9 protein-coding genes are annotated in these 14,130 nt (G+C 42.2%); 5 read left to right on the plus strand and 4 right to left on the minus strand.

What is annotated here, in order from left to right; translation table 11 throughout:
- Positions 1-250 precede the first annotated feature (250 nt).
- The gene (locus MS6x_RS07915; protein ID WP_482606663.1) at positions 251-508 is read left to right on the plus strand and encodes a hypothetical protein; all 258 of its coding nucleotides are present in this window, start codon (positions 251-253) and stop codon (positions 506-508) included.
- 205 nt (positions 509-713) lie between these two features.
- Here the strand turns inward: MS6x_RS07915 and MS6x_RS07920 are convergent, their stop codons facing one another.
- Both MS6x_RS07920 and MS6x_RS07925 read right to left on the minus strand, forming a co-directional pair.
- Positions 714-1,661: a 3-keto-disaccharide hydrolase gene (locus MS6x_RS07920; protein ID WP_482606664.1), complete on the minus strand. Its 948-nt coding sequence runs from the start codon at positions 1,659-1,661 to the stop codon at positions 714-716.
- A gap of 47 nt (positions 1,662-1,708) precedes the next feature.
- Positions 1,709-4,465 (minus strand): glycoside hydrolase family 78 protein, encoded by a 2,757-nt coding sequence (locus MS6x_RS07925; protein WP_482606666.1) that lies wholly within the window; start codon positions 4,463-4,465, stop codon positions 1,709-1,711.
- A gap of 386 nt (positions 4,466-4,851) precedes the next feature.
- On the opposite strand from MS6x_RS07925, the gene MS6x_RS07930 reads away from it, so the two are divergent.
- From MS6x_RS07930 to MS6x_RS07945, 4 genes are all read left to right on the plus strand, one after another.
- On the plus strand, positions 4,852-5,985 hold the full coding sequence (locus MS6x_RS07930; protein ID WP_482606668.1) for a glycoside hydrolase family 88/105 protein: 1,134 nt from the start codon (positions 4,852-4,854) through the stop codon (positions 5,983-5,985).
- A gap of 126 nt (positions 5,986-6,111) precedes the next feature.
- Positions 6,112-7,422 carry a Gfo/Idh/MocA family protein gene (locus tag MS6x_RS07935; protein ID WP_482606670.1) on the plus strand — a complete coding sequence of 437 codons (1,311 nt, stop codon included), beginning with the start codon at positions 6,112-6,114 and terminating at the stop codon, positions 7,420-7,422.
- Positions 7,423-7,498: 76 nt separating this feature from the next.
- Positions 7,499-7,813, plus strand: a complete 315-nt coding sequence (gene rhaM, locus MS6x_RS07940) for an L-rhamnose mutarotase (RefSeq protein WP_482606672.1) — start codon at positions 7,499-7,501, stop codon at positions 7,811-7,813.
- 53 nt (positions 7,814-7,866) lie between these two features.
- Entirely contained in the window at positions 7,867-9,777 is a 1,911-nt protein-coding gene (locus MS6x_RS07945; RefSeq protein ID WP_482606673.1) for an ulvan lysase-like protein, read from the plus strand.
- 56 nt (positions 9,778-9,833) lie between these two features.
- On the opposite strand, the gene MS6x_RS07950 is transcribed toward MS6x_RS07945, so the two are convergent.
- The gene (locus MS6x_RS07950) at positions 9,834-12,362 is read right to left on the minus strand and encodes a TonB-dependent receptor plug domain-containing protein (protein WP_482606675.1); all 2,529 of its coding nucleotides are present in this window, start codon (positions 12,360-12,362) and stop codon (positions 9,834-9,836) included.
- A gap of 210 nt (positions 12,363-12,572) precedes the next feature.
- Positions 12,573-14,096, minus strand: a complete 1,524-nt coding sequence (locus MS6x_RS07955) for a sulfatase (RefSeq protein ID WP_482606677.1) — start codon at positions 14,094-14,096, stop codon at positions 12,573-12,575.
- Positions 14,097-14,130: the final 34 nt, after the last annotated feature.

Here is a 14,130-nt window from a genome sequence, read left to right on the forward strand (position 1 = left end):
AACATCTTACAGCCAGCACAGTACGGGATATTCAGATGAATCCCAAATGTTACTTTTAAGTCATTTTTCGATAATTTTTTAACCAACCACCCTTGAGTATTAAAAGAAAAAAGTTGATAGCTGTTATTACTTTGTTCCTGTCAGTAACCTTATGAACTAATGAAGTTTCAGCTCAAGAGCCAGAACATCCTTCTTTATTTTTTACCATGGATAAAATTCCTTTCATTTAAAAGAATATAGCAAACAGTGAATGGATAGAGAAAACATACGAGGTAGCCTTTTTATGGGTTATAAGAAAGACAATATGTCTGGCATAGCCTTGTGGAACAACTTGACAGGAGTACATAGCTTTACAATTGAAAAAGGTTTAATAAAGGCAAATGAAGGTGGCTTTTTACTTTCCGAGATGATTAGAAATACCATCCAAGAGAGACAATGTACTACGTCTAAAATAGTAGCAGGCACAATGTATACAGCCGTATATCTTCTTCGCGAAAACGGCCTATAGAGCGCATAAAAGAAGAAGCTCATGTGGCCAACGTAAAAGCTCAGTAGCACAAAAGTTCAAAAAACAAGCCTCATACCATACCCTGAGCCCGTGACCTTGGTATAGGGAACACGCCATCTACTTCAATGGCAAAAAGATGTTGGCCATAAAAAAGGTTCTTGGGACATCCTGGCCCTGTAACATTGTCTCGTCTAAATTGAAGGTGTTAGAGCTGACTGCTAAATTTCTCGGGGATTTCGGTAATTGGTCTAATTTGAATGTTCTTATAGTAAGCCGCCGCCGCCTCTGACTGTATCTGTATCTTGCCCTTTACCAAGGGCAACATCGTATCCGTATGGTCTAAATACCTTGAATTATATAGTGCCATCACCACCTTACCGTTTACTACGTGAAGGCTTGTTCCGCCAAACGACACCAGTTCCAGTGTGTTCCATTCCCCGTGCGGTTTTTCATTGTCAAACCCCTTATTACAATGCACCTGAAGACCGATATGTACGCTAGAAAAATTGTTTTTGACACCTCCGCGGTCGTAAGTGAATTGTTTCTCTCCTTCTCTCTTTGAGGAAGGGATATCGATTGCCGTTTTTGCCAAGGCATAGTAATCGCCCATGTCTCCTTGCTGGACTTGAAACTCTTGCGATTGCATCCAAGCATTCCAAAAAGCACCATGCTCACCTACACCATGGTAGAGAATTCCACTGTCCCTTTTCCTATCCAACCTAGGTTCCCATTTTTTATCCCCCCATTTAAATTGTACTTTAAGGTGATAGTTCCCATATTCTTGTTTGGTCGTAAACGCCCCGTAAATCTCTCCCGAAACATATAAAATATTCTCGTTGTTTATTTGTTTAACCGTAAAGACCCCTTTTGGGTCCTTGTTCAAACCCAGGGGAATTCCTTTTTTGCCATCACTGCTAGGGTCTACACGCCCAACACCTTTAACCGTATGGTGGGGCACCCCGATAAAGACCTCCCAATAGTCCCTATAGTCTTTATTAAGTAAATCGACCCAAGTTGTAGAAGCGTTATCTTGTTCTAGACTTTGCTGGGCCAAACCTATCCCCTGTTTGGTATAATCGGTTTCATCCTGACCATGACAAAAGTAAAACGTTGCTAGTATCAAGTTTAAAACAAACAATTCCTTACACTTCATTCTTTTTAGTTTAGATCAGGGCTTTTTTTTGCTTACCGTATTTAGCACTATAAATTTTCGGTAGGATAGGTAAACCGGTAGCTCCCCGAGCCCAAATCCAATTGCACCCCAGCATCGGTTTGTTTTATTTTCTGTCGTATATCAGATTTTGGCTCGCTGCCATTCACTGAAATAGTAGTCATTTTTGCTTCTGGTAAAGTAATCGTTGCAGTTGTATTGGCAGGAATCACAACTTCATAGTGAAACATATTATCCTTGATTTCCCAATTGGAAGTTATCTGCCCATAACGCGAAATAAATTCAGCCTTCGCAGAAGTAAGGTCGCCACCCGGGTGTGGATGAAACAGGATGTGCTTATACCCTGGATTTTCTGGGTCGATCTGTATACCACCAATATGATTGTACATCCATTCCCCAACGGCGCCATAGGAATAATGGTTAAAACTGTTCATACCTTCAATAATGGTCCCGTCCGGTTTTTGAGTATCCCATCGTTCCCAAATGGTCGTTGCCCCCATGGTTATGGGATATAACCAAGAAGGGAATTCTTTTCGATTTAATAACATAAAGGCCAAATCATCACGCCCTATTTTAGATAAGGTAGTACAGAGAAGGGGCGTTCCTAAAAAACCGGTTGTAAGATGGCCGAAATTCTTTACATCCTCCGCAAAGTAATCGGCGGACTTTTCAATAAGATCTTCTGGAATTAAGTCAAACGAAAGTGCCAGCGCATATGCCGTTTGGGTGTGGGAAACCAACCTTCCGTTCGATGTAATATATTCTTTTACAAAGGCTTCCTTGATGTTCTTGGCCAAGGAATCGTAGTAGGAGACATCTTCAATTTTACCAAGCACCTTTGCAGTCTTTCTCAACAAGGTAGTTGAGTAGTACGCGTAGGCGGTTGCTATTAAATCCTTTTCGGTAACAGAGCCGTTATACGCTGGGTTATTCGCATCAAATGCCAACCAATCGCCCCAATGCCAATGTTTGTTGTTGTTCCACAAATAATCTTCTCCCGATTCCTTCGCCATATAGTCTACCCAGCCTTTCATACTGCTATATTGTTCTTCTAAAATGCGTTTATCCCCGTAAGATTGATAGACTGTCCAAGGCATAATTACGGCGGCATCCGCCCAGCCGGTGGCACCTCCCATAGCCGCTACACCTTGCGCCCCGGTAAGAATATCCGGAACTACATTGGTCACCAACCCGTTTTCATGTTGGTCCAGCGCCAAATCTTTTAGCCACTTGGTGTAGAATGCCGCTACATCAAAATTATAGGCAGCTGTCATACTAAAAACTTGGGCATCGCCTGTCCAACCAGCGCGTTCATCACGTTGTGGGCAATCCGTAGGAATATCTAAAAAATTATCTTTTTGACCCCATTGAATGTTGCTTTGTAATTGGTTGATCATAGGGTCAGATGTCGTAAAGGTACCTGTTGGCGCCATATCGGAATGAATCACTACTCCCGTAATGGCATCCAGGTTTAACTCTCCGGGATAATTGATTACCTGAATATATCGGAAACCATGCGAGGTAAAACGGGGTTCGAACACCTCTTCTCCGGCTCCCTTTAAAATATAGCTATCAGTAGCCTCGGCCGCTCGCAGATTCACGGTATAGAAATTTCCATCTTTATCCAGTACCTCTGCAAACTTCAAGGTTACTTTTTCGCCAGCCTTACCTGTTACTTTCATACGTGCCCAACCCGCAATGTTTTGTCCCAAATCCAAAACTGTCTCTCCTTTTGGAGTGGTAATGAGCTTAATTGGTTTGATTTCTTCAATAGCTTTGACAGGAACTCCTTGTGGGGCGACTAATATGTCCTTGCGATGTTCCAAAATTTCCGTTTGGGTCCATTTACTATCATCGAAATTGGATTCGTTCCAGCCGTTCATTTCAAGTCGAGCGTCGTACTTTTCGCCGTTGTACATATCCGATTCCAAAATAGGCCCATAGGAAGCTTTCCAATCGCTGTCACTTATAATGGTTTCACTTGTGCCATCTGTGTAATCAACTTTTAACTGAACCAATAAACCAAGTTGTTTCCCATAAAAAGCGTAATCGCCTTTCCAACCTATATTTCCACGATACCATCCGTCTCCGACTATCGCACCTATTGCATTATTTTTTTGCAGTATTCGGGTTACGTCATAGGTTTGATATTGAAGTCTGTGATTATAGGTGGTATACCCTGGAGTGAAAAGGTCATTGCCCACTTTTTTACCGTTCAAGTGCAGCTCATAAAGTCCCAAGGAAGTCACATACACTCGGGCCGATTTTATGGGTTTGTTCGTTTGAAATTCCTTTCTGAAGTATTGGGAAGGATGCGATTTCTTTTCCGTGGTAATATCGTTCATGGCAATATAGGATGCCGACCATAGGTTTGGTTCTAAAATACCCGTTTCCCAGTAAGCAGGAGCGCTCCAAGCGGTTGCCTTATCCTTGTTGTTCCATATACGTACTTGCCAATATGCACGTTGCATTGATTTGAGTGCGGGACCACCATAAACGATATCTAAGGATTTATCGCTTTCTATCTTTCCGGATGACCAGATTAAATTTGTGCCTCTTTGTAAGTCTTTCTTTGTTGCAGATACCCGAATTTCATAGGCGGTTTGCATCACATTTTGCCCATCAGATTTTATTTGCCAGCTTAGTCTCGGCTTTACTATATCTATACCGATGGGATTGGTATGATACTCGCAAACCAGATTTATAACTTCATTGGTTTTTGCCGAACGTGCCGTACTTATGGCAAAAATTAGCATAAGTAAACTTAATGAAATCTTACTTTTCATATGAATTTTACGTTTAATTCAAAAATATCGGATTTGCCATGGATAGGCATCCTGTTCTGTCTTGTGCTTTTTGAAAATAAAATGTTTCACAAAAGTGTATTTTTTCCTAGTGAGCTAAAACTCAAAAAAAGTAATCATTTTATAATTTCTGATAATCGATAATCCTGTAAATAAAAGTTAGATAACAAGACGGTGCAGGACACCTTAACGATTTTAGAATGGTATTTTAGTTACCAATTAAGAATATTTGTTTCAAACCTGAAAAAATCGTAACTCTTATATTCTTGAACACATCATATTGAATTTATAAGACGCAACTTTAAACGATGTACAGTGGTATTATAAGATTTGAAAATAGAACCAATATACAATAGAACATAATGAAAATGACCACTAAAATAAGAGCAATTAGCTTACTTTTTATATTTTGCGGCTTAAGCTACAGTACCCTTATAAGTGCACAACAAGTAGATAAAACAGGTATCGAAAAAGCCATGATCCGTGCCATGGAATGGCAAGAGGCACATCCAATTTTTGCCGTCTCTCCAACAGATTGGACCAACGGCGCTTACCAAGTAGGAATTTCACGTGCTCACGCTACTACTAAAAACCAAATTTTTTTAGCTGCGTTGAAAAATTTGGGCTACCGTAATCAATGGAAAACCCATGACCGATTTTATCATGCCGATGATGTTACCGTTTCCTATGGCTATCTCTATTTGGAAATGAATGATACACGCAAGAATTATGTGGACTTAAAACCAACGGAGACCTTTATTCAAAAACATTTGTACGAACCGAACAAGTGGAGGGATGGCATCGATAAAGATGATTCAAAACGTATTCTTTGGTGGTGGTGTGATGCATTGTTTATGGCTCCGCCAATGTTAACACTTTATTCAAAACATACAGGCGATTCAAAATATTTAGATACCATGCATGAATACTATATGGAGACTTATAATCTTTTATATAACAAAGAAGAGCATCTTTTTGCAAGGGACACGCGTTATCAATGGAAAGGAAATGCAGATGACTTAAAGGAAGAGAACGGTAAAAAAATATTTTGGTCTCGTGGCAATGGATGGGTGCTTGGTGGGCTTGCACTTATATTGAACGATATGCCCAAGGATTACAAACACAGAGATTTTTACCTCAATCTTTATAAAGAAATGGCGGCAAAAATTAAGAATATACAACCTCAAGATGGCCTTTGGCGCACTAGTTTGCTTTCCCCAGAATCTTTTGATCATGGCGAAGTCAGCGGTAGTGGTTTTTATACCTATGCACTGGCCTGGGGCGTTAACAACGGAATTTTAGACAAGGCCGAGTATACGCCAGCAGTAACCAAAGCATGGAACGCCTTAATGGCTTGCCAGCACGAAAACGGCATGGTAGGATGGGTACAGAACATCGGCGCAGACCCCCAACCAGCCTCTGCGGATAGCTGGCAGAATTTTGGTACCGGCGCCTTTTTATTGGCGGGTAGCGAAATATTAAAACTAGAACAGAGCATTTAACAAAATCGAAAACTACTGAAAGAGAATTCACCATTTTGAACCTGAAATAAACACAAAATTAGAGTTGCTTAGGTATTCTTATTTTAAAAAAAGATTTCTAACAATCCCTTCAAAAAATACGGTATAATGAAAAACTATAAAGATGGCCAAGAGCAAAATGGGTTGCAAAATTCTAGAAGAGCATTCATAAAAAAAACAACGCTGGCTGCAGGATTAATATCCATTATTCCTAGGCATGTTTTGGGACAAGGTTTTGTGGCACCTAGTGATAAAATTAACCTAGGCTATATTGGCTTGGGCAAACAAGGCGGTATCCTAGGCGAACGTTTTGTTTCCAACACAAATGCACAAATAGTGGCGGGAAGCGATGTTTGGACCGCCAAACGGGATTGGTTCAAAGGCGTCATAGAGAACGCTTATGCAGAAAAGAGACAGGTATCAAAATATACAGGAGTCACGACCTATTTGAACTACAAAGAGCTTTTGGAGCAAGACGGTATTGATGCAGTAGTTATTGCCACCCCGGACCATTGGCACGCCATGCAGTCTGTGGACGCTATGAAGGCAGGAAAGGACGTTTACTGTGAAAAACCCATGACCAACACCATAGATGATGGAAGAAAAATGGTAGACGCCAAAGAAAAATACAATAAAGTACTGCAAGTGGGCAGCATGCAACGCTCCTGGGATCGGTTTAAAAAAGCCCAAGAAATAGTAAGTACCGGAAAGTTGGGCGACATTACTAAAGTCTTGGTAAATGTTGGAGACCCGTATCGTGCCTACGACCTACCCGCAGAACCAACACCGAAAGGTGTGGACTGGAACCTTTGGTGTGGACCCGCTCCCCTACTTACTTATCACAATACCATCGCCCCTGAAGTGGTCAAAAGCTATCCTGCTTGGCGTGATTTTAAAGAAACCGGAGGCGGTATCCTTTCCGATTGGGGCACCCACATGTTTGATATTGCGCAATGGTGTTTGGGAATGGACAAAACAGGCCCGGTATCTTTCATTCCACCAAAAGACCGCAAAGCAGTACGGGGCTTGCAGATGTTCTATGAAAACGGAATTGAAATGGTGCATGAGGATTTTGGCAGAAAATGGGCCGTACGCTTCATAGGAACAGCAGGTACTATGGACGTAAGCAGGGGCTTTCTTGAAACTACTCCCGCCAACATCCTTATGCCCAATGGCGGAGACCCTGCGCAACTTTTCAAGGACCAAGGCAATCACTATCAAAATTGGCTAGATGCCATCAGAACCAGAAAAGAACCTATTTGTAGCGTAGAAACAGGCCATAGGTCTGCCACTATCTGCAATGTTGCCAATATTGCCTACGAATTGGGAAGACCATTGGAATGGAATCCTGTAACAGAAAAATTCAAAGGAGATGCACAAGCCAATAAAATGAGAAAACGCAAGCGTAGAAAATTTTAAGACACTAGAAAAACCTTGATTTTTCCTAAAAATCACAGTTAAAAAGGGCTGCCCCAACCATAAAAAACACTTGAAAATGCAACGATTAGCCTTTAAAATGAAACTGGATGCCGGCCAAAAGGAAGCCTACGCCAAAAGGCATACCCAATTATGGCCAGAATTGAAGCAACTGCTCAAAGAGGCGGGTATAAGCGAATATTCTATTTTTTTGGACGAAGAGACCCACACTCTATTTGCGTTTCAAAAACTATCAGGAGATGGTAGTTCCCAAGATTTGGCAAACCACCCTATCGTTAAAAAGTGGTGGGCTTTTATGGCCGACCTTATGGAAACCAATCCGGACAACTCGCCTGTATCCATTGCCTTGGAAGAGGTTTTTTATATGGAATAAGGAAAGAAAAACGTCTCTAATATAAAATGGCCCCGCTCTAATAGTCCTGACCTATGAAAAGAAGAAAATTTGTCCAATTATCCAGTTTTGCAAGTATTGCATTAGGGTTTTCTTTGTACGGCTGCTGGTCTACCGAAAAAGATAAAAGTGCTCAACTCACTACCTACGAAAAACAAGTTGCAGCCCTACTAAAGAAATGGTGTGACGGAATGATTGCGGTACAAATCAACAATCCAGAAGATTTGAGCTTACACGGCGCCTTGTACTGTCCCGCCTGCGACAAAATACATGGACGCTGTATGGATGCCGTGTACCCCTTTCTCTACATGGCGGACAGTACTGGGGAACAAAAGTATACAGATGCCGCAATAGACGTAATGCAATGGTCGGAAAACGTATCCATGCCCGATGGAAGCTGGACAGTCATCCCCGACCCAAAATCTTGGAAGGGTATTACCGTTTTTGGAGCCATAGCACTTGGGGAAGCCCTCCACCACCATGGTCATGTGCTACCTGAAGAAATTAAGAGAAAATGGACGGCACGGTTACAACAGGCAGCTGACTTTATCCATGAAAATTTTACTATTGATTATAGCCACATCAACTATGCGTTTACAGCGGTCTATGCCCTAAATTTTTTAGGTAGAACGTTTAAAAGACAAGACTATATTGCCCACAGCAAAGAACTGGCGAAGGAAGTACCCAAATGGCTAACCTCGCCCAATAAATTGTTGTTCGGAGAAAACAAGCCTGCAAACAAACCTAGTGCAAAGGGGCTGCTTCCAGTTGATTTGGGTTACAACGTAGAGGAAACCTTAAACGGTTTGGTACAATATGCTGTTTTGGAACAGGATGAGGGTTTACTACAATTATTAACAGAATCCCTTGAAGGCCATCTAGAATTTATGCTACCCGATGGGGCATGGGACAATAGTTGGGGTACACGCCAGAACAAATGGAGCTATTGGGGAAGCCGCACAACAGATGGTTGCCAACCTGCCTTTACGCTTATGGCGGACAGAAACGCCGCCTTTGGTACTGCAGCTATTTTGAATACCGAACTATTGGAACGCTGTACAGTAAACGGCCTTTTGGCAGGAGGATTGCATTATGGATCACATGGCGTAAAACCTTGTGTTCACCATACCTTTGCACACGCAAAGTCCTTGGCGTTCGTATTGGACAATGCCGATAAACTACCCCGACTTTCAAAAGAAAAGGCTCTGCCCAGAAGTTTGGCCGATGGTGTAAAATACTTCCCGGAGCTCGATGTTTGGTTGGCAGCTCGTGGTCCGTTTAAAGCGACCATATCCTCCAACGATGTTATTTTTAAAAAAAAATATTCTCAGGCCGCCACAGGCGGTGCCTTAGCTGTTCTTTGGCATGACAAGGTTGGGCCAATCTTTATCGCTAGCATGGCAGAATATGTTCTGGCCGAGGTAAATAACCAACAACCACAACCTGATGGCGAAGATATTCCCTTAACCCTAAGAATAGAACTTACGAAAGAGGACAAATGGTTCAGCAACTTGTTTGACCTTAGAGCCAAGGTTGCGTTTACAGATGATGGTGAACGCATTCGCTTTCAGGTCATGACACATTTGACTGACAGAGAAGGTGATTTTCTAGAACACGGTACTTACCAACTTCAATATGATTTCTCAAAAGATAAAACGGTTATCACCGCAAAGCGGCCACCGGATACGCTTATTACCGATCAACCCATGGTAGTGCTCCCTATCGTCTCTAAAAGTGGAGAAAAAGTGACCCAAGCCACAGAAAATCGCATTGAGATCAAAAAAGATTCAGGAATGGTTGTGGTTGAGGCAAACGTTCCCATTTCCATCAAAAAAACAAAAAAAGAACGGGTATTCAATATGGTGCCGGGAATGGAAGCGTTACCAATCCAAACATTTTTTGAAAACGATACTACTGAAATTGTGTGTACGGTTACCGTAATCTGACTTTATATACTTCCTTTTGTTGGAGTGGTCTTTCCAAAAATAGCTATTTGGCCTATTTAAAAACCTGATGAATCTTCATCTACATAAAAAGTGTGTAGGGCGCTTACCGGTTTTCCTTCATCGGTTACGCCTTCGATTCGAACCACATACGTTCCGGAAGTATCACCTGTAAAGAAATTAAGTTTTGAATTCTGGATTTGGTCAATATTAATTTCAGGCTTCCAATCCAAGGTAATACGGTAATCCGGTTTCCCTAGTTTGGGTTTGCTAACGGTATGGTTTGGTGAAAAGAACTCCCTAGCCTTATAAAATCCGGGTATAGTGAAGTTCGCGACACCAGGAGAGATTTCTGGGGTATCATCAAAATCCTCCCCTCTTTTGGTGTATATGGCTATTACTCCTCCCGCTCCACGTACACCATAAATAGCAGCTTCTGGACCTACTAGAACATCCATGAACAAAATTTCTGTCGCAGGTATATATTGAATAAAAGCCAGACCTACTTCTGCTCCATCAAGGAGATATAGCGGCGCGCCAAGTGCACTTCGAATAATGGCGCTTGCTTCTGGCGGAAATCCTAAGACCTGTACTCCTGGAACACCTACCAAAAGGTCAAAAACACCTCCGATTAGATTGTTCGTTAACGAATCGGGAATAATTCTACGGCGTGCATTCCCATACAAAGTTCTGGAGCTAAGCTTTTCATTGATAACTTGCTTTCTCGTTTTTACTTTTGCCTTCACCACGGCTTCGTCCAATCGTATTGCCTTCGGGTCGTATTTGAAATCGTTCAACTGTTTGCGGTGTGCCTCCCTCAGGTAGGGTTCTGCTATATACCTAGTGCTATTGTCCTTACTAGGCCTCAATCTAGTATTGGCTTTTACTTCGGGAAAAGCACCATCCAATTGTATCCCTATTTTTTCCGTGCCTTTCTTGGTTGTACCGAACAGCTCCGCTTTTACTACGGCCGCTACAGTATCCCTCAACATAAAAGGGCCAAAACTGAACTTGCCCTGCGTATTTGTCAACATGTTTTCTTGGTATACGTTTCCTGCCAAGGTGTTCAGGGTCACCACAGACCTAAGCGGCTGGAATGGATTATCAAAGTCGGTTGTCTTTCCGCTGATCATTATTCCTTTTTCAGGTTGAAATTCCATTTCCTTGCTTACTCCCTCGGTCATCAAGGACTTCCATACAAAGCGCCGCCATCCGTGGGTAAGCATCAGCAAATCCAGCACATAGTCCCGCGCTTTGGAATCATCCTCAAAAAAGTAGTTCGGGTTTTCGACCGTTCCGCCCAGATCGGAATTCAGCAAAAGCCAGCTTTTAATCGTGGGAGTTGTGCTTTCCAGACTATTTTGAGAACTAACGCTCATTGAAAAACGACCATCTTTAGCTTTGCCTTTGTCATCCTCAACGGCAAGGTTCAACGTCACCTGTTCACGAAAACCATAGCTGGCCTTATCCGTCTTAATGGATAGTTTTACCTTGTTTTTTGGATTCTCTATAAAAGTGAGCCGCTCACAAACAGGTTCCCCGTTGGGAGCGAACAAGGTAAAATGTGCGACCCCGTCATCCAATTGAGTCGTTGAAAGCTTTATTACATAGCTACCTTCGGCACCGTTCTTCTCCAAACGGTTAAAAATCAAGGAACCGCGAAGATGGCCCAAAAGTAAGGTTCCGTTCAGTCCATTTGGGATATTGGTAGATACCCGAACCACCAAATGCCCACCATGGTTCGTAAGCTGTAGCACATAGCCCTTGGTCAACGGTTTGGGGAGTGGATATTTTTCCGTGGCACCGTTGATTTCAATTTGGGCGTAATAATCGCTATTGGCCTCAACTTCAAAATTGACGGAGGCCAGACCGAATTCAAAGCTTCTGAACGGTGCTATTTGCCTACCTTCCGCATCAACTATATTGCCCCGCAATGCGATGCCCGATCCTGCTGCATCCGTGATCTTTAGCCCCATAACGTTTTTAAGGCCGTCGACCAAATGTCCGCCCTCAGGAAAAAATTGAACTATGGGTCTATCTTCTGCCACTACCGCTATAGGGTTTGCAGGAGCTTCTGCCCTACTGCTATGTTCTTCAGGTTCATTTTCCGATATGCTGTCGGGGTTTATATCCAGGTTCCAAACAGAGATTTCCTTTTGAAAGAAAGTAGGGACGCTATCGTTGAGCATATAGTTGGTGTAGGCGCGCAACAGATAGGAACCCTCTTCCAAATCTTTGGACAGCATAATATCACCGGCCGCTCCATTAAAACCGGTGTATAATTTTCGTTGCTCGATTATCTTGTCTTCGGAATCGAGCAGTTCCACGTACACGACCTTACTTTTCAAGCTTTCCAAATGGGTAACGCCGTCCAATACATAGGTCTTGAACCAAATTGTTTCCCCGTTGGCATAGAAGTCCTTATCCGTCTGCAAATAGACTTTATCCGGCGGTGTTTTCTCCACGTAGGTGGCAAGTTTCCCGCTTATATTATTGAACCCATCCGGTTCTTGCGCCTGAACATGGCAGGTTAAAAACTGTAAGGCCAGCACCAGCACAAAACCATAAAATGTGTTTGTAATTTTCATAATGCCAACTGATTACCTAATTGATAAAAGCTTGTAGAAATTACTACTTTCTAATCAAACCGGTATAAAACCAAAGTATAATTTCAACGTTAAATCTTTCTAAATATACTTTTAATGACCCATCAACGCTTTTACTTGGCCTCTATTTTCTACCATACTAATTCCACAATACCTATCTGCAACTTAACATAATATTCTGCCGCTGCGTTTTTAGCGTGGTGCTCCAATTACTTTTACAGGGCTTAAGTCCGCACCGCTTGTTCTGGCTTTATGCTCCACAAAATAAGGTTGAAAGGTATAGGACGAGTTTGGGTCCCAAATAGCGTTGGTCTTGGGAAGCCACTTTTTTAATGCTGCGATTTCATTTTGATATTCCCGATTTTCGGCCTGGTTCGTAAACTCATTTGAATCGTTAGCATGGTCATAAAACTCTTCACCGCCATCTTCATACTGAATGTAACGATACCGTTTAGTCTTAACCGTATGATTGTTCATTCCAAAAGTGGTAATGGCAACAGGCATTTCAGCTTCTTTCTGGCCCAACATTACAGGCACTAAACTTCTACCTTCGTTTCTATCATAAGCCGGTAGTCCGCATAGCTCCAAAAGCGTAGGGTAAATAGAAAGAAGTTCTGCAGGTTCCTCTAGGACCTTACCTTTTGGAAGATTAGGTGCGGCAAATAATAAGGGCGTATTGGTTGCCTTGTCCCAAAGTGCATGCTTGGCAAAGGTCCCTTTTTCCCCTAAACGGTATCCGTGGTCGGACCATAATACAATGACCGTATTGTTAGCATGTTCACTACTTTCGAGAGCATCCAACAGCCTACCTATTTCGTAATCCACATAACTAATACAGGCCAAGTAGGCTTGTATGATTTTTGGCCATTCCCCACTTTTAATGGCCCAATCCGTGGTAGGCATCATAGGAAGGTCATTAATTTGTAACGCGATTGGCGGAACATCGTTTAAATCATCGACCCTATAAGGCATTGTTTTTATACTATCCAAAGGATGCATATCGAACCAGCGCTGCGGTACGTATAAGGGAACATGAACACGCAGAAAACCGACACCCATGAAAAAGGGTTTGTCATACGTTTTGTCTAAACGCTTTTTTGCCCATTCTACGGATCGATGATCTGGCATTAGGGAATCGGCCTCTGGAAAAGCACCCCAATCCGTACTGGTTCTTCCATAATTTTTCCTGTCTGACGTGCCATAGCCATCCCAAACAAAACGTTCTTCTGGATAGGGTCCAAAGCCTTTTTCCCTACCACCTGACTCGTCAAAAACACCTTCTGGGGCATGATCATGAAATAACTTGCCAATGCCCATGGTATGATAGCCGTTATTCCTAAAATACTCAGGAAGCATCACGATATCTTTGGTGGCCGGATTTTCCGAACGTATTTTATTATCATCGATCATCCCATAAATTCCTGTTGTAGAAGGTCTCAAACCGGTCATTAAAGAGGCTCTTGATGGGCCGCATAAAGGAGCCTGACAATGCGCGTTGGAAAAAAGGACACCCTTAGAGGCCAAGCGGTCAATATTGGGAGTTTTTGTACCGAAATAACCATCTAGCACTCCCAGCATAGTATTCAAATCATCCACGGCGATAAATAGCACATTGGGATTTGCGTTTTCTATTACTTTAGCTATTTTCTTTTTTTCATCACATGAATTCAAGAGTAAAGTGCATAACAGTAGAAATACAAGATTTGAATTATTCATTGTTCCTATTCGTTTTAATGTAGTAGTTTTTTAT

Source organism: Maribacter sp. MS6, from assembly GCF_056839185.1.